Origin of the sequence: Capsulimonas sp. (assembly GCF_039929585.1) — a bacterium.
Lineage (GTDB): Bacteria > Armatimonadota > Armatimonadia > Armatimonadales > Capsulimonadaceae > Capsulimonas.
The window spans coordinates 1-16,214 of the sequence record NZ_JBDSQY010000238.1 but is presented as its reverse complement, the minus strand read 5'-3'; the positions used below and the strand labels follow the sequence as shown (position 1 = coordinate 16,214).

Annotated in this window: 12 protein-coding genes; 4 read left to right on the top strand and 8 right to left on the bottom strand. The window is 61.8% G+C overall.

Annotated elements, in window-relative coordinates; genetic code table 11:
- Nucleotides 1–135: 135 nt before the first annotated feature.
- Nucleotides 136–819 carry a class I SAM-dependent methyltransferase gene (locus ABIZ35_RS18045; protein ID WP_348221307.1) on the bottom strand — a complete coding sequence of 228 codons (684 nt, stop codon included), beginning with the start codon at nucleotides 817–819 and terminating at the stop codon, nucleotides 136–138.
- A 129-nt stretch (nucleotides 820–948) separates the two neighbouring features.
- Between ABIZ35_RS18045 and ABIZ35_RS18040 the strand changes: the two genes are divergently transcribed.
- Entirely contained in the window at nucleotides 949–1,704 is a 756-nt protein-coding gene (locus ABIZ35_RS18040) for a TIM barrel protein (RefSeq protein ID WP_348221306.1), read from the top strand.
- A gap of 279 nt (nucleotides 1,705–1,983) precedes the next feature.
- Here the strand turns inward: ABIZ35_RS18040 and ABIZ35_RS18035 are convergent, their stop codons facing one another.
- Both ABIZ35_RS18035 and ABIZ35_RS18030 read right to left on the bottom strand, forming a co-directional pair.
- Nucleotides 1,984–2,838 carry a LacI family DNA-binding transcriptional regulator gene (locus ABIZ35_RS18035; RefSeq protein ID WP_348221305.1) on the bottom strand — a complete coding sequence of 285 codons (855 nt, stop codon included), beginning with the start codon at nucleotides 2,836–2,838 and terminating at the stop codon, nucleotides 1,984–1,986.
- Between the two features lie 4 nt (nucleotides 2,839–2,842).
- Nucleotides 2,843–4,120 carry an aminotransferase class III-fold pyridoxal phosphate-dependent enzyme gene (locus tag ABIZ35_RS18030; protein WP_348221304.1) on the bottom strand — a complete coding sequence of 426 codons (1,278 nt, stop codon included), beginning with the start codon at nucleotides 4,118–4,120 and terminating at the stop codon, nucleotides 2,843–2,845.
- A 106-nt stretch (nucleotides 4,121–4,226) separates the two neighbouring features.
- On the opposite strand from ABIZ35_RS18030, the gene ABIZ35_RS18025 reads away from it, so the two are divergent.
- The 3 genes from ABIZ35_RS18025 to ABIZ35_RS18015 all read left to right on the top strand — a co-directional run bounded on the left by ABIZ35_RS18025 (nucleotide 4,227) and on the right by ABIZ35_RS18015 (nucleotide 8,726).
- Entirely contained in the window at nucleotides 4,227–6,251 is a 2,025-nt protein-coding gene (locus ABIZ35_RS18025) for a hypothetical protein (protein WP_348221303.1), read from the top strand.
- 189 nt (nucleotides 6,252–6,440) lie between these two features.
- Entirely contained in the window at nucleotides 6,441–7,439 is a 999-nt protein-coding gene (locus tag ABIZ35_RS18020) for a MoxR family ATPase (protein WP_348221302.1), read from the top strand.
- A gap of 9 nt (nucleotides 7,440–7,448) precedes the next feature.
- Nucleotides 7,449–8,726 carry a rhomboid family intramembrane serine protease gene (locus tag ABIZ35_RS18015; protein ID WP_348221301.1) on the top strand — a complete coding sequence of 426 codons (1,278 nt, stop codon included), beginning with the start codon at nucleotides 7,449–7,451 and terminating at the stop codon, nucleotides 8,724–8,726.
- A gap of 25 nt (nucleotides 8,727–8,751) precedes the next feature.
- Here the strand turns inward: ABIZ35_RS18015 and ABIZ35_RS18010 are convergent, their stop codons facing one another.
- The 5 genes from ABIZ35_RS18010 to ABIZ35_RS17990 all read right to left on the bottom strand — a co-directional run bounded on the left by ABIZ35_RS18010 (nucleotide 8,752) and on the right by ABIZ35_RS17990 (nucleotide 16,134).
- The gene (locus ABIZ35_RS18010) at nucleotides 8,752–10,560 is read right to left on the bottom strand and encodes an ABC transporter ATP-binding protein (protein WP_348221300.1); all 1,809 of its coding nucleotides are present in this window, start codon (nucleotides 10,558–10,560) and stop codon (nucleotides 8,752–8,754) included.
- Nucleotides 10,561–10,567: 7 nt separating this feature from the next.
- Nucleotides 10,568–11,500, bottom strand: a complete 933-nt coding sequence (locus tag ABIZ35_RS18005; protein WP_348221299.1) for a glycosyltransferase family A protein — start codon at nucleotides 11,498–11,500, stop codon at nucleotides 10,568–10,570.
- Nucleotides 11,501–11,506: 6 nt separating this feature from the next.
- Complete coding sequence (locus tag ABIZ35_RS18000) at nucleotides 11,507–11,902, bottom strand: dTDP-4-dehydrorhamnose 3,5-epimerase family protein (RefSeq protein ID WP_348221308.1); 396 nt, start codon at nucleotides 11,900–11,902, stop codon at nucleotides 11,507–11,509.
- A 216-nt stretch (nucleotides 11,903–12,118) separates the two neighbouring features.
- A complete protein-coding gene (dinB, locus tag ABIZ35_RS17995; RefSeq protein ID WP_348221298.1) occupies nucleotides 12,119–13,321 on the bottom strand; it encodes a DNA polymerase IV in 1,203 nt (400 codons plus the stop codon).
- 26 nt (nucleotides 13,322–13,347) lie between these two features.
- Nucleotides 13,348–16,134, bottom strand: a complete 2,787-nt coding sequence (locus ABIZ35_RS17990) for a family 78 glycoside hydrolase catalytic domain (RefSeq protein WP_348221297.1) — start codon at nucleotides 16,132–16,134, stop codon at nucleotides 13,348–13,350.
- Nucleotides 16,135–16,214 lie beyond the last annotated feature (80 nt).

Below are 16,214 nucleotides of genomic sequence, written 5' to 3'. Positions count from 1 at the left end.
CAATTCTGGGGGACCAGAGAAGACGCATTCATCCTCATCGGGTCCCCCAGAATTGGGGCGGAGGGGCGATCTTAACTGAACTCTCCACAACAAGATCTGTTTGGCGATTGCCATTGGACATCCCTCTCCCAGGCTTTAGCCGACCGGGAGAGGGACCGAGGGTGAGGGCAATCTTCGCGCCACGACATAAGCAAACGACGCCATCGTGTCTTCCTGGCGTCGATACGTCCAATACTCCGTGCGGTCGAGCAGGAGCCATCCCGCCTCGCGGGTAAAGAATGCGGCGAGGTCGTCGGCTGTGGCAAGATAACGGTCTCCGACGAGAGCGCCCCAGGCAAGCATGGCGGGACTGAAGACGCCCACCGCGCAGATTCCGCCCGGCTTCGTGCTTTGTTTCAGCCGGGAGATGTGCACGGGGCCTTCTTCGGGAGTTAAGAATTGATAGACGTTGGCGGCGAGGGCGAGGTCATAGGCGTCGTGCGGATAGGCGAACTCACGCACATCGCCCAGAGCGGCGTCAACCCGGCCGACGGGTGTCCCATCACGCTCCAGTAGAGCGGTGAGCTTGACGAGACCGGTCGGCGCGACATCGCGAGCGGTGACTTGCAGGCAGGCGGCCGCGAGAAAGGCGGTGTCGCGTCCCTCGCCGCAGCCGAGGTCCAGCGCGCAGGCCGTGTGAGGATCGCCGTCAAACGTTTCAAAAAAATGCAGGGCGGTGCGGGCAAGCTGGCTCGGCTCGTCGCCGAAGGTGTAGGATTTTGGGCTGGCCGCGTAGATCGGCTCCCAATCGGTCGGCGCTTGAAACGGTGTGCTGCTCATGAGGCGTCATTCGACAGACGGCGCCGATTCTCTTGCTTGTATTTGGAGAAGTACGGAGTGAGGCAGGATATTTGCCCGCTCAAATGGAAGGAAGAGGCAACGAACACACGATTGCGACGAGGCTATTTTATGTCCACTCCCCTATCCATTCAGCTCTACACCCTGCGCGAGGAAGCGAAGAACGATTTCTTCGGCGTATTGGAAATGCTCGCCGAAACCGGCTATAAAGGCGTCGAGTTCGCCGGACTGCACGGCAAGACAGCGACGGAAGTCGCCGCGAAGCTTGCCTCACTGGGACTGACGACCAGCAGCAGCCATGTGGGACTTCCCACTCCGGAAAACATCCATGAGATGGCCGACACCGAAAAGACCCTCGGCAATTCCCTGCTGATCAGCGGCTTCGGACCCGACGATTTCAAAGATTCCGAAGCGCTGAAGCGCACGGCCGACAAATTCCAAACCGCCGTCGATCTGGTTCAGAGCGAAGGTCTCAAGTTCGGCGTTCACAACCACTGGTGGGAGTTCGCGACGATCGATGGCCGCCTCGCCTACGATGTCCTGCTGGAGACCGTTCCCGATCTCTTTGGTGAATTAGACGTTTACTGGGTCGCGGTCGGCGGCCTGAGCGTTCCGGAAGTGATCGCGCGTCACGCATCGCGCATGCCGCTTCTGCACATCAAGGACGGCCCGGCCGTTCAAGGCAAAGCGCATGTCGCCGTGGGCAGCGGAACGCTGGACTTCGCGCCGATGGTCGCGGCCGCCGATCCAAACGTACTGCAATGGCTCGTCGTGGAGTTAGATGAATGCGATACGGATATGACGGAAGCCGTGAAACAAAGCTACAAGTTCCTAACGGAAAGCGGGCTGGCGTCGGGGAATAAGTAGGGAGATGGTATCGGTAAAGCGCCCGGAGCGGCCAACGGATTATGAGCGCCAGGCGAATTACGGCTGGCGAGATAAAATGGCCAGCGGTTGAAACCGCGCCTAAAAGTGCGCAGAAACCCACCTGTGTGGGTTACATATTCGGTCACGATACCGTCTAATACTCAGCCTAATGTTAGGCGGTATCGTCAAAGATTCTGTAGTCCCCGAAGGGGGACTTCTGCGCTCTGGCAGGCGCGGTTTTAACCGCCGGCCGGCTTATTCGTCGGGACGGCGCGGTCTCTAACCTAATGCGCCGGGCGCGGCCCCGGTGCTTTGTCGAACAATAAGTGCGGGTGGAACAAAAACCTGGGCGTCGGTTTCCGAGAGCAGTATCGCGACAGCCTTGAGAGCCATCTCCGGTATTTGCTGCCGGATGGTGGACAGAGGCGGCTGTGCGAGACGGCTCGGGGCGTCATCGCCAAATCCCATTACCGACATCTGCTCCGGGACCGAGGTTCCGTTGTCCGAAAGCCATCTCAGCGCGGCCAAGGCGCCGGAATCGGATGTCGCGAAAAGCGCCGTATAGGGCGCGCCCGGATAACACAACTCCGGCATACGGCGATAGACGATCTCGGGCGAGTCTTCCCAAAACTGCGTCCCGCAGTAAAAGGTGTGTGAGCCTTCTAATCGGTATTCCGCAACAACGGCATGGAATTCTCGGACACGAATACGCACCGTCTCTGCTTCTTCCGGCTCATTGACGAGATACAAAATGCGCCGATGCCCAAGCTCCATCAAGTGATTCATTCCGAGACGGATCCCCAGGGCGTTATCCGTTCCCACATAAGAACCATCAGAGCCAGGGATCAGTGTATCCGCCGTGACGCATCGATATTTCTTGATGCTCAAAGCGAGGCTCAGATCGCGCGCGGTCCGCTGCGGAAGCCCGAGAATGATCACGCCTTCTTCACTGGAAGACGTTGTCAGGCGGCGCAGCATTTCGGCGACGCGCTCGTCCTGGCGTGTTCGATACACCTGCATGCGCAGATTTTCAAACGCGCAGGCAGCGGCGAACTCCTCCAGAAACTCGTTGAAAAAATCCGAGTGGTAGTGGGAAACGAAGACACCGACCGATGATAAGCCCGGTCCGTTCATAGGGTTAATCGTCCAGCAGATCGCCGAGCAGATCCAGCGCCTCGGCGACACCGGCGGAGAAGGCTTCCAGTACGGTATCGATCTGTTCTCGGGTGATCACCAGCGGCGGCTCAAACCGAATCACCTTGGGATTGTTGAGCGTATAGGCGGCGATGACGCCCCGATGGATCATCGTGCCGATCACGAGCTTGCCGATGTCGCTGTCGGTGAACTCGACCCCAAGCATCAGTCCCAGTCCGCGCGCTTCGCGCAGCACATGGGGGAACTGAGCCTGTACGCGGCGCAGTCCATCCAAAAAATAAGCGCCGTTCTCGGCGGCGCGCGCCGCGAGATCTTCTTCCTGGGTGGCCTCGATCGCCGCCAGTCCCGCGACACAGGCGAGCTCCCCGCCGCCAAAGGTGCTGGAGTGCAGGAAGGGGTTCTCACGGAAGACTTTATCCCAGATCGCCGCCGTCGCCACCATGGCGCCGATCGGCATCACGCCGCCGCCGAGGGCTTTGGCGAGGGTCATGATATCGGGCTGGACGCCCCAGTGGTCCACCGCGAACATCTTGCCCGTGCGCCCCAGGCCCGTCTGCACTTCATCGACAATCAAGAGAACGCTATGCTCGTCGCAAATACGGCGGAGGGCGGGCAGGTAATCGTCGCCGGGCATTTGGATGCCGCCTTCGCCCTGAATCGGCTCGATGATCACGGCGGCGGTCCGGTCGGTGATCGCCGCCGCGACGGCGTCGGCGTCGTTCCAGGGAACGTGGCGGAAGCCCGGGATCAGCGGCTCGAATGGGGCTTTGAACAGATCGCGGCCCGTGGCCGAGAGCGCGCCGAGCGTCTTGCCATGGAACGCGCCGTGGGTCGCGATGAAATCGGTCTTGCCGGTCGCCATGCGCGCGGCTTTCAGCGCCGCCTCCATCGCTTCAGCGCCCGAGTTGCAGAGAAACGAATATTGCAGTTCGCCCGGCGTGATCTCGGCGAGCTTGGCCGAAAGGTCCGCGAGCGGCTTGTTCAAAAACGTCTTGGAGCCCATCGGAATGAAGTCCAATTGGCGCTTGACGGCGTCCACGACTTTCGGATGGCGGTGCCCCAGCGAGAAGACCCCATAGCCGCCAAGGCAGTCGATATAGGTGTTGCCTTCGAGGTCCGTGAGCGTGACGCCTTCGGCCTTGTGCTCGATATGGTCAAAGCCGCCGATTTTGAGCAACGCGACCTGCGTGGGGTTGACGTGCTTCTGGTACTTTTCGATCACGTCCTGTGTGATCGCTTCGATCTCGGAAGGGGTTTGCATAGGGTTACTGTAACCGACCCACGCGCGGTTTGTCAACCCAAATTCATACGACGAACCAATTCGCCCCTCCATCGCGTATAATAATCAGTACAGAGGGAACATCGTCATGGCGACACTCCAGCAGCCCCAAATTCAATCCGGCGCAATCTCCTCCACGCTCAGGCAAGTCAAGGGACGCCTGCGGCGCGAGAGATGGATCCGTCAGGCGTCGCTCGGCGCGCTGATCGGCGTCGGGCTGTCGCTTGCCATCGTCGCTCTCGACAAGTTCGACCTCGTCCCGGACTGGCTGATGCTGGAATGGTTCATCCCCTTCGCCATTTTGATCGGCCTCGGCGTCGCCACCATTACGGCATTCGCCCAGCCCATCTCCACCATGGAGGCCGCGCGCATGGCCGAAATGCGCCTGGGCCTGAAGGAGCGCTTCTCGTCGGCGCTGGAGTTTGAGCGCTTCGGCCGGCAAGACATCGATCCCGATCAGGCCACGCTGCTGCATCTTCAGCAGCAGGACGCGCTCGCGCACGCACGCAGCCTCAAGCCCAGCGACGCCGCGCCGTTTCGCCTTCCCTGGCAGGCCAAGGCGCTGATCGCCGCGACACTCGTCCTGATCGCCGTCATCCTTCTTCCCCGCTTCCCTGGCGTCACGCCCCCCGGCCTCACGGCCGAGCGCGGGGTCGTCCAGGCGGAAGGCAAGAAGCTGGAGAAGCGCGCCCGCCTGATCGAGAAGCAGGCCGAAATGCAGCATCTCGAAGGCACGCGTCACGTCGCCCAGCAGATGCGAAAACTCGGCGCCGTGATGTCGCGCGGCCACCTGGACAAACAGCGCGCGCTCAAACGATACTCCAAGCTGACCCAGGAGATGGCGGATCTCCAGCGCAAGCTTCAGGGATCGCAGGCGGCGGCGAACGGCGGTAAGAGCCTATCTGACGCGGGCAAGCAGCTGGAGCAGGCGCTCGCCAGCCAGAATGCCTCCGGCCAATCTCCCCAGGGTCAGAGCGGCAAGGCCGACCCGAAGTCGGCAGGCGATAAGGGCAAGTCCGGCGCGAAGGACGGCAAGGCCGGCAATAAGCCAGGCGAAAAAGACGGCCAGAAAAACTTCAATGTTCCGGGCGGCCAGAACAGCCAGTCCTCCGATCCCGGCGCCCTCGGGGCGCATGGCCCGCAGACGCCTGAGATGAAGAAGGCTGTCGAAGGCATGAAGAAGGGCGATTCTAAGTCGCTCAGCGATCAATTGCGTGAATTGGCGAAGCGCACGGAAACTGGCAAGATGACTCCGCAGGAGCAGCAGGCGGCCGCCGACGATATGCAGAAGCTCGCCAATGCTTTGGAAGGCACTCCGCTGAAGGAAACGCAGAAGCACGCCCAGGCCGCCGAAGAAGCATTGCGCCAGGGCGACAAGCAAAAAGCCGCCAGCGAAATGAAACAGGCCGCCGACGCCGCCGACAAAGAGATGAAGCAGCAGCAAGACGCGAAAGGCATGAAGAGCGCGCAGAACGCGCTGCGCAAGAGCCAGGGCGAGATGGCCCGTTCGTCCAGCGCCAGCGATGTGGACAACGCGCAGAGCGGCGGCGAAAGCGGCGAAGGCTCCGAGTCCGAAAGCGACTCCAGCGGCGATCCCAACGGCCAGATGGGCGGAAACTCCGCCGCGCAGCAGTCGGCGATGGATCGCCTCTCTCAGGGCAAAGGTTACGGTAAGGGTAAAGGCCAGGGACAAGGTCAAGGCCAGGGGCAAGGCAGCGAACCTGGCTACGAAGGCAACGGGGGCGGGGGCGGCGCGAACAAGGCAGGCAACGGAAAGTCACAGGCCGGCAAAGGTCAGACGCCAAGCGGCAAGCAAAAGGCCGCCAAGTTCGAAGGTGAAGGACGCAAATTCAAAAGCCTCGATCCCAACGCGGTCCGTAAGGCGCGCATCTACCTGGGCAAGCCCGGCGCCGGCAAAGAAGGCATCGGCCGCCTCGGCCCGCTCGTGAAAGCCGCGCCCGGATCCACCACCAACGTGCAAAGCAAAGTGCCCTACTATGATTACGTCGCCCCCGCCAAGCAATCGGCGGAGAAGGCGATGGACAACGAGGACATCCCGCCCGCGTACAAAGGATCGGTCCGAAAGTATTTCGACTCGCTGCAGGGCCAATAAGAACAAAAGCGATCACCGGTGGCATGCCGGCGGCTCTGCGCAGGCATGTCTCACGTACGAAGCGGAACGTGGCGTTTGTTCTCGTTCGCAGCACATGCCTGCGCAGAGCCGCCGGCATGCCACCCATTTGTCGAATAGATCGCAGCCGAATATCAGAGAACATCGCACTCCCAAAGGACACGCGCACCCATGGACGAATCCGCCGTCATTCAGTTTAAGAATAATTTTGCCCGCGTCCGCGCCGAGGTCGGCAAAGTCATCGTTGGGCATCAGGACATTGTCGACGGCGTTTTGATCTGTCTGCTGTCCGGCGGCCATGCGCTTCTGGAAGGGGTGCCGGGCCTTGGCAAGACGCTGCTGGTGCGCACGCTTTCCCAGGTGCTCGATCTCTCCTTTAACCGCGTGCAGTTTACTCCAGACCTGATGCCTGCGGACATCACCGGCACCAATATCCTGATGGAGAACGCCGAAGGGCGCAAGATCTTCCAATTTCAGCGCGGCCCGGTGTTCGCACAGATTGTCCTTGCAGACGAAATCAACCGCGCGACGCCTAAGACCCAGTCGGCGATGCTGGAGGCAATGCAGGAGCATGCGGTGACCGTCGCCGGCATTCAGCACCAGCTGGAAGAGCCATTTTTCGTCCTTGCGACACAGAACCCGATCGAGATGGAAGGCACCTATCCTCTGCCCGAAGCACAGATGGACCGATTCTTGTTCAAGCTCATCGTGCCGTCGCCGACGCTTGCCGAGCTATCGGCCATTCTGGACCGGACGACTGGGACCGAAACCCCAACCGTGGAAAAAGTTTTGACGGGACCGGAAGTGATGCTGATGCGGCAGGTGGCGCGCGAGGTGCCGGTGGCGTCACATGTCCGCGAATACGCCGTGCGGATCATTCTGGCGACCCATCCGCGCTCGGAGACCGCGCCGGACATTACCAACCAGTTCGTGCGCTTCGGGGCATCCCCGCGCGGCGCACAGGCGCTGATTAAAGCCGCGAAGATTCGGGCGCTGCTTGACGGCCGGTACAATGTCGCCTTTGATGATATTTCGGCCGTTGCGCCCGCCGCCCTGCGGCATCGTATTATCCTGAACTTCGAAGGCGAAGCCGAAGGGATCGGAACCGACGCCGTTATTCGCGAGATCCTGAATAAGCTCACGGCGCAGATCGCGCGCGTGCAGGCTTAACGCCGTCCTATGCGTTTTTCCTCCTGGTGGGTCGCCCTGCTGCTGGTGACCCCGCTCCCCATCAGCGCCGGACAAAAAATCCGGCGCACGCCATGGGTGACTTACACGCTGATCGCCCTCAACGTCCTCGTTTACCTCGTGACGGCGCCCGACCGCTCGCCGGATCTCGGCAGCCATCTGTTCCGCCTCTGGGGTCTGCTTCCGCTCGCCCCCCGGCCGGTGACGCTCGTCACATCGCTCTTTTTCCACGTCTCGATGGTCCACCTCTTCTGGAACATGGCCTTCCTGTGGCTATTTGGGCCGCACGTGGAGGACGCCGTGGGGCCATGGACGTTTTTGATCTTGTTTCTGGGAGGCGGAATCACGGCGGGACTGCTCCATATGGCGGTCGTCCTTCTGTTCGCCTCACACTTGCCCGCAAACCCCGAACCGCTGGTCGGCGCCAGCGGCGCCGTGTCCGCGATCCTGGCGCCGTTCGCCATCCGCTACCACCGGGCGCACCTGCGTCTGATCTGGCCGGTCGGATTTTTGCTGGGCAATAAATGGGGCGACTTGGAAGCGCCGGCGCTGGCGGCTCTCGGCGTGTGGCTGGCCCAGAACCTCGCCGGCGCCGCGCGCGGTATTCTCGATCCGGCCAGCTGGGGCATCGCCTACTGGGCTCATCTGGGCGGCTTCGTGTTTGGATTGCTCACGGCGGAGCTGACGGGGCTGTTCCGGGACGGACGCCAGGAATACACGCTGGAGGACGCGCGCGCGGCGGCGGCGCTGGGACGCGCACGGCACGCCGTGGCGGTGGAAAAGTTCCGGTCGTTTCTGGAGCTTGATCCTGACAACCCCGGCGTGCGCGTGGAACTGGCGGCTGCGGAAGCAAAATACGGGAGTTCGGAGGAACGACGCGAGGCGGCGCGCGAAATGGCGGGCGCCGTTCGTCTGTTCCAGCGGCAGGGTCAGCATGTCGGCGCGATCCGCGCCTGCGCTCAGGCGGTGGAGATGGGCCTTCCGCTCGCCTTCACTTCCCGCGAGCGCCTGCGCCTGAGCGGCGCCGCTCAGGACCAGGGCGACCGCGCCACCGCGATCGCTCTGCTGCAAGACTTAATCGCCGAGACCCCGGACGCCTCGGAAAGCGAGATCGCCCATCTGCGCCTCGGCCAGCTGCTGCTGGGAATGGATCCCCAGGCCGCCTACATCATGCTTTCGACGTTCCTCGAAAACTACCCCGACAGCGAATGGGCGCGCCGCGCCCGCGACCTGCGCGCCGAAGCCGCCCTGCTCGCCGACGCCGAATAACCCCCTTCACAGAAGATCATTCCCATTACAAAGCAATGCCCGCTTCCGGCCGCGCGGCGCTTTCGTATTGCGCGGCGAATAGCTTGGCGTAGCGGCCACTGGCGGCGAGAAGACGATCGTGCGTTCCGTGCTCCACGATCCGACCGCCGTCCATCACGAGGATCTGGTCGGCGGCGAGGATCGTGGAAAGACGGTGCGCGATGGCGAGCGTCGTACGGCCGCGCATCAGCGGCGTGAGCGCGGCGTGGATGGCCTGCTCCGAATGGGTGTCCAGCTCGGAGGTCGCTTCATCGAGAATTAGAATTTGGGGGTTCTTGAGAATGGCGCGGGCGATGGCGATCCGTTGCTTTTCGCCCCCGGAAAGCTTGTACCCACGCTCGCCGACCACGGTGTCATAGCGATCAGGCAGCGTGAGGATATGATCGTGAATGGCGGCTGCGGTCGCGGCGGCGACGATCTGTTCGTCGGTCGCGCCTGGGTCGCCGAAGCGCAGGTTTTCGCGGATCGTGTCGTGCAGCAGAAACGTCTCCTGGGTGACGAAGCCGATGGATGCGGCCAGGGAGGCCAGCGGCAGCTGCCGGACATCAATCCCGTCAATCCGCACGGCGCCAGAAGAGACGTCGTACAGGCGCGCCAGCAGATAACTGACCGTGCTTTTGCCCGCGCCCGAGTGACCGACCAGCGCGATCAGTTCACCCGGACGGCTGGAAAAGGAAACGCCATCCAACGTTGGCTTCGCCTGATCGGGGGCGTAACGAAACGTCACGTCGTCAAACTCAATCGCCCCCTGGATCGGATGCTGCGCGTATTCATGCGCGTTGGGCGCGTCGGAGATCTCCGGCGTCAGGTCCAAATATTCAAAGATCCGATCGAACAGCGCCAGGGTGCTGGTCAATTGGACCTGGATATTGAGCAGCGCGGCCAGTGGAAAGAACAGGCGCGATTGCAGCGCCGTAAACGCGACGATCCCGCCCAGGCTGATCTCCCCGGCGCCGCGCCCGATCATCAGATATCCGGCCATCCAGTAAACTAAAATGGGCGTGAGAGAGAGAATGACGCCGATGCGATCGTAAAAATATCGCATGAGCAGCGACTGCTTGACCAGCAGCGCCATCAGGACGTTGTTTTCCCGGTCGAACTTCTCCAGGGTCAGCTCCTGCCGACCCGTGGTCTTGGTCAGCAGGATCCCCGACACCGAAAGCATCTCCTGGGTCGCCGCCGTGAGCAGAGCCGTCTGCGCCTGCGCGTCCCGTTTGATCGTGCGTCCCAGGCGGCCGACTTTCGCGGCGATCAGCGCGAAGATCGGGATCGTACCCATGGAGAACAGGGTCAGCCGCCAATCCAGAAAAAGCATGGCGCCAACGGTGGAAAGTACGACCGCTGCGTGGGCGAGGATCGTGGTGGCGGTATCGCTGACGGCGTTTTGGACGCCGCCGACATCGCTGGAAATGCGCGACTGGATCTCCCCGGTGCGCGTCTCCGTGAAAAACCGCAGCGGCATTCTTTGCAGATGCCGGAACAGATCGCGACGCAGATCGCGCATGATCCGCTGTCCCACTTGAATGCTGGCGTAGTTGTATATCATCGTCACAGCCAGGCCCGCCAGGACTGCGGCGACGGTGTAAAGCGAGTAGCGCGTCACCAGCGGCATATTGCGCAGGAGGATCCCCTGATTGACGATGACCTTGAGGAACAGCGGCGGGAGCAGGCCCAGAGCAGCGGACAGGGCGACGCCCGCGATAGTCAGCCAGATCCGGGCGCGATAGCCCGAAAACAAGCCGACCACGCGCTGGAGCGTACGCCGCGTGTCATAAGCAAGGGGGTCGTATTTCATAAGACGCTCATCGGGGCGGCTGGCCCAGCCCCCGATCCCGACGTCTTTGCCTTCGGTAATACGCGGCTCGGCGTTTGGCGATGGCGTTCAACGGCCAGCGGTTCCACAGCAGGGATGCGCCGAATACATGCTGCACGGAGCGAGTCATCTGAAGCGCCGCCGCCCCGACGGAGATTTTGGGACTCCATTCGCGCGACAGGCGCACGGCGGCCAGCCGCATCACCACGTCGTAGGCCGCCCTGGGGTCTTCGCGCAGCAGCGCCGCGAACTCGGCCTGTGGATACTCGGTGTCCAGCGCGTACATACGCCACCAGGGCGACGGCCACTTGAGCACCGACAGCTCCGGCAGATGGCGCACTTTCAGTCCGGCCTGATGCGCGCGTCCGATGTATTCGACGTCGATCGCGCGCGTCAGCGTCGCCGGATCGGCCCATTCCCCGATCTTGTCCCGGACTTCACGGCGATGCAGCCATCCCGACGGTGGAACGGTGAATGTGCCGTAGCTTTGGCCGACCGTCGGCGCGCCCGCGAGGCCGCGCAGCCCCTCGGGCGCGAGCAGCGCGACCAGGCCGTGGACAAAGTCGTCGCCGCTCGTTTCCAGCGCCTCCACCATCCCCGATAGACGCCAGGGAAACCAGAGATCGTCGTGCCCTACGTAGGCGATGTACTTTCCGCGCGCCCGTCGCAGACCCTCGTTGTTTGGCCCGGTCTGCGAGCCCGAGTTGACCGGCAGGTTGATCCACTGAATGCGCGGATCGTCAAAGGACGCCACGACGTCGGCGGTGTCGTCCGTGCAGGCGTCTCCAATGATCAGCAGCTCGAAGTTCTCAAAGTCCTGACGCAGCACGCTTTCGATCGTCCAGCGCAGCGTCACACTGCGATTGTAAGTGGCGACGATCACCGTCACGAGCGGCGCATCTTCTTCTATTTGGTCGGTCATGGGAAGCTACTGGGGGCCGAGATCGCTGAAATCGTAAGGGATCAAATCGTTGTGAAAGGGCAGGCGGAACTTGTCCGGATCGGCGTGGTTATAGACCCGTGTCGGCAGATTGATCATGATCGCGTCGATATTGCCGACATTCATTACGGCGTGCCAGACGCCCTGGGGGATGATGACCAGCGCGGTGTTTCGTTCGCTGATCGTGATCTTGTTCAGCATACCGTACGTAGGTGAATCCTTGCGATCGTCGTAAAAGGCCCAGTGCAAAGTTCCCACGCAGTGGTGGATGCGATCGTCCTGCTTGGCGTGTACGACCCAGCCGCGTCCCTGTCCCCGATTGATCCGGACCTGGTAGGCGTAGACGAGCGGCTCCGGGTGAATGCCCCAGGCGGGAGAATAAATCTCGGACAGCTCGCCGCGCGTATCGACGATGTGTACGTCGGGACGGACGATCAGGCCGGCGATCCGGTCACCGACGGGTTCTCCATTGGGATGAACGGTTTGTGAAACTTTGACGGGCGTTGCAGTCGGATGATGCGCCTCTCGATTTCATGGAGTATGTGGGGGATTATACACTACGACAAGAAGAATTAGAACCGTCTTAAATTGAGAGCCAAATTATTCCTCGCTGTCCGGCAGGCTCGTATCCAGCAGATCTTCCGCCCGCCGCAGGGCCGTTTCCCCGAACCGAGCGCGCAGCGCGGACAGGGTGGCGTCCACTTTCTTCGCCTTCGCCGCTTCTTCCGCCGGGCGCATATCCCAAAGATTGAGCTGCTGGGGAACCTCCAGGCTGCCGACACCCACGCCGAGCAGGCGCACGGGACGCCCGTCGGTCCAGGTCTGTTCGAGCAGTTTCAGAGCCAGAGGCAGCACGACGGATTCTTGGTCGGTGGGATGAGGAATGGAGAACTGGCGCGTCAAGGTCGTGAAGTCCGACCAGCGGATCTTGATCTTCACCGTTCCACCGCAGACACCGTCTTTTTTCAGATGCGCGCAGACCTGCCGGACCTGCCCGCGCAGCGTTTGGCGCAATATCTCGCCATCGGTGACATCCTTGGCGAAAGTCGTTTCCTTGGACATCGACTTGGCGTCGCGCTCGGTGACGATCGGTCGCTCGTCGATCCCGCGCGCGTGCCGGGAAAGAAAGTCGCCATGCTTGCCGAAACGCCGCCGCATGTCGGCCTCGGGCCAGCGCGCGATATCACCAATGGTCCGCATGCCCAGTTCCGCCAGCCGCTCCGCCGTGCGGGGGCCGACGCCCCACAGCGCATCCGCCGGCAGCGGATCGAGAAAAGCGGCTTCGCCTCCGGGCGACGCCTCGCAGATCGCCTGGGGGGATGCGCCCGTGCCGACACGCATCTTCCCAACATCCGTCGCGATCTTGGCGACAAGCTTATTGGTCGCGATCCCAAGCGAGCAAGACAGTCCCAGCTCATTCAAAATCTCATCTTGAAGCCGCCGCGCGATCTGAACTCCCGGCTCTCCCAGCTCCGAAACATCCAGAAACGCCTCATCGACGGAGATCTGCTCGACCCACGGCGTCACCGCGCGCACACGCGCCATCACCTCCGTGCTCGCCTTTCGATACGCATCGAAGTCCGTCGGCAAGCATAGCAGCCCCGGACACAATCCCCGCGCTCGCCCCATCGGCATCGCCGACCGCACTCCATAGCGACGCGCCTCATACGAGCACGACGCCACCACGCCCCGCCCATCCGGAGACCCACCGACCGCAAACGCCTTGCCGCGCAAGGTCGGGTCGCGTCGCTCCTCGACAGAGCAGTAAAACGCGTCGAGATCGAGATGGAGAATGGTTCGCATTTCGGGGTTATTTTACCCGACAGATCTTACCTCGGCGGCTTCACCACAACCTCCACCCCCTCCGGCGCGGTTACGCGCAGGACAAACGGCTTGCCGTCCGGGTTCTCCCACTGCACGTGGATATTGCCGTGCGGCGTCGGCACGCTGCCGCGGCACCAGGTGAGATCGGCGGGGTGCGGTTCGATGGCGACTCGTTTGAATCCGGGTTCCAAGGGGTGGACGCCGAGGACGTGGGTGGCGAGGAAGTATGTCGGCGCCGAGGACCAGCCGTGACAGTGACTGCGGGTGAGGCGACCGGTGCGGCCGGACCACATCTCCCAGAACGTGGTGGCGCCCATGTCGATCATGAATCCCCAGTCTTTTCGGATGGTGTCGACGAAGTCCTGATCGCGCTCGTCCAATTGGAACGATTCGAGAAGAAAGAACTCGAAGAAGGGGCTGCCGGCGCGGACAAAGCCATCCGGCGGCGAATGGATAATCTCGCGGCAGCGTTCGGCGCGGGCGCCCGACGCCACTCCGGACATCAGCGCCACAGTTTGAGTCTGCTGGCTATAAACCTTGCTGTGCGCGCCGTCACGCAGACAATCGGTGTAAGCCATCGTCTCTTCGTTCCAAAGATATTTGTTAATCGCGTCGCTGAGCGTGTCCGCCATTTTACGCCATGCCAACGCCTGCGCGCCGCCGTCCAGCCAGTCGGACAGTTCGGCGGCATCGCGCAGGGCGAGCACAGCCATGCAGTTTTGGTGCGTTACCACGCCGATGTTCGGCGTATCCATCGGCGCCCAGTCAAATAAATTCCAGGAATGGATATCGAACAAGCCCTCGGCGTTGATATAAGTCGCAACGCCTTCGATATTGCGCGCGACGAACTTCAGCAGACGCGCCGCGCCGGCGCGATCCCCCGTAAAGAGCATGTATTCGCGGCAAGAGCGCATCCATAGAAAGCTCCAGACGGGGATGATGTTTTGCCAGGAGCTGGGGACCTGCGCCTCGGTCAGCGGCGAACGGTCCAGGCTTTGCCCGACTTGCTCCAGACACCGATACCAGAGGCGCGGATCGCCGTTGACAACCCAATCGACCAGCGCTTCGTTGCGCGCGTCGCCCACCCAGTGGACTTGCTCGTAACTTGGGCAATCGGTATAGGTATCCTCGGCGCAGGCGCGCATGGTGTCGGCGCCGACTTGCCAGATACGATCCAATTTGGCGTCCGACGACGCGAATGTCCCGCGACGGCTTTGCGGATAGCTGCTATACAGTGTTTGGAAGCCTTTGATTTTGACGGGATCTTGGAGATTCCGTAAGATCAGATAGCTGTACTGGAAACCGCGCCGCAGGTATGTCTGATACGATTGGCGCCCCTCGCGACAGATGTAACGAAAACTGTTATTCATCCCCTCGGCGAAATTATAAAGGCCATCAGGCTGGATGAACTCGAAGTTATGCGTGTCTAGGATCGTTCCTTCGGAGGCGATGATTTCGAACTTGTGGGGGCCGACGATCTCACGACCGAAATCCAGCAGGATACGCACATCGCGGCCTTCGGGATCGGGGAAGACCGTTGTCCAGTCGCTTCCGGACAAGAGACCGTCGAGACGTTCCGTCCGAACCTCGCCGGCGACTACCTTATCGGTGTAAGCCTGTACGAACACGTTCTCAAGGGGCAGATGCTCGGGGCGCATTTCCTGGAAGTAAGACCGGTTCACAATGCCCTCAACAAGACCCTCTTCCCAAATCCGTTCGCCTTCCTCGCTTGTCGCCTCATCGGAAACCTGCGGCACGGAGATAATCGTCAAATCCATAAAGGTCTCGGACTTTCGACGGTCGGCGGCATTCAGGGCGAATGGTCCGACCACGGCCCAGGGCGCGCCTCCGGCGTCGCCGCGCGCGCTAAACTTCAATGTCTCCGGGCCGTCGATGCAGACCACATATTCCGGCAAATGGTTGGCGTGATGACAGGACCCCAGTAGGCTGTTCCATCCCGCCTTCAACGATGCGCGCCCATCTTTGACCAAGGCGCCGTTGATCTTGATCGCGCTAGGCGCCCCGTGCGAGGAAGGCAGCGTAATCTCGACATTCTCGGGAGACCAGATCTGCGTCGCAACGTAGGCGTTCAGATTCACATAGTTCGTGGTGAGATCGTTGGGGACAAGATAGGGCTTGATGGAGATCGTCGCCCGATGCGAAATTGAGCGCACGACTTCCAATTTGACGATCCGCTGCGGCAGGATGGGTTCGGCGGTCAAAAACGGGATCGCCCGGTCTTCGAGGTTCTGATGCGGACCGCCTAGCGCGGGCCGCAGGGCGACGGCGGAGCGCCACGGGGTGTCGTCAAAGCTGGCCACTGTCCAATCGTCGCTCAGGCGGGCATCGTACTGCTCCTCAAATCCCTGCTGGATGCCGATGCGCGGCGTGGCGGCGACAAATGCGGCGTCGGGGCTCGCCTTCCAATTGGCATCCGAGACGATTGTTTGACCGTCCATCTCCAGCTGAGCGAGCAGGCCTGGCGGCGCAATAATATACTGAAACGTTCCGTCGCCGTAGTGCAGAACCCTCACGGCGATGACGTTCTTTCCGGGATGAAGATAGGGGGTGAGATCGTAGCTGTCATAGCGCCAGTGACCGGGCCAGGCGCGCACTGGCCCCTGCCCTATCCAGACACCGTTCACATAAAGAACGTAGCGCGCGTCGGCTGTGAGATGCAGCGTTGCCGCGCCGCTCGTGTAGTCAAACATTCGGCGAAAACGGACAAAGGCGTTTCGCTTCGGGGTCGCCTCATCTGACCAAACCCAATCCCCGTCCCATCGAATCGCCATAATCACTTGCTCCAGAGGCATCCCATTGCTGAGGCATTATAGCACAAGCAATCCAGAGAAAAACCAGGCCGCCCGCGCGC

Bases quoted from the DNA above. Each gene is read 5' to 3' on its own strand.
- ABIZ35_RS18045 (WP_348221307.1), bottom strand. From the start codon at position 819: ATGAGCAGCACACCGTTTCAAGCGCCGACCGATTGGGAGCCGATCTAC.
- ABIZ35_RS18040 (WP_348221306.1), top strand. From the start codon at position 949: ATGTCCACTCCCCTATCCATTCAGCTCTACACCCTGCGCGAGGAAGCG.
- ABIZ35_RS18035 (WP_348221305.1), bottom strand. From the start codon at position 2,838: ATGAACGGACCGGGCTTATCATCGGTCGGTGTCTTCGTTTCCCACTAC.
- ABIZ35_RS18030 (WP_348221304.1), bottom strand. From the start codon at position 4,120: ATGCAAACCCCTTCCGAGATCGAAGCGATCACACAGGACGTGATCGAA.
- ABIZ35_RS18025 (WP_348221303.1), top strand. From the start codon at position 4,227: ATGGCGACACTCCAGCAGCCCCAAATTCAATCCGGCGCAATCTCCTCC.
- ABIZ35_RS18020 (WP_348221302.1), top strand. From the start codon at position 6,441: ATGGACGAATCCGCCGTCATTCAGTTTAAGAATAATTTTGCCCGCGTC.
- ABIZ35_RS18015 (WP_348221301.1), top strand. From the start codon at position 7,449: ATGCGTTTTTCCTCCTGGTGGGTCGCCCTGCTGCTGGTGACCCCGCTC.
- ABIZ35_RS18010 (WP_348221300.1), bottom strand. From the start codon at position 10,560: ATGAAATACGACCCCCTTGCTTATGACACGCGGCGTACGCTCCAGCGC.
- ABIZ35_RS18005 (WP_348221299.1), bottom strand. From the start codon at position 11,500: ATGACCGACCAAATAGAAGAAGATGCGCCGCTCGTGACGGTGATCGTC.
- dinB (WP_348221298.1), bottom strand. From the start codon at position 13,321: ATGCGAACCATTCTCCATCTCGATCTCGACGCGTTTTACTGCTCTGTC.
- ABIZ35_RS17990 (WP_348221297.1), bottom strand. From the start codon at position 16,134: ATGGCGATTCGATGGGACGGGGATTGGGTTTGGTCAGATGAGGCGACC.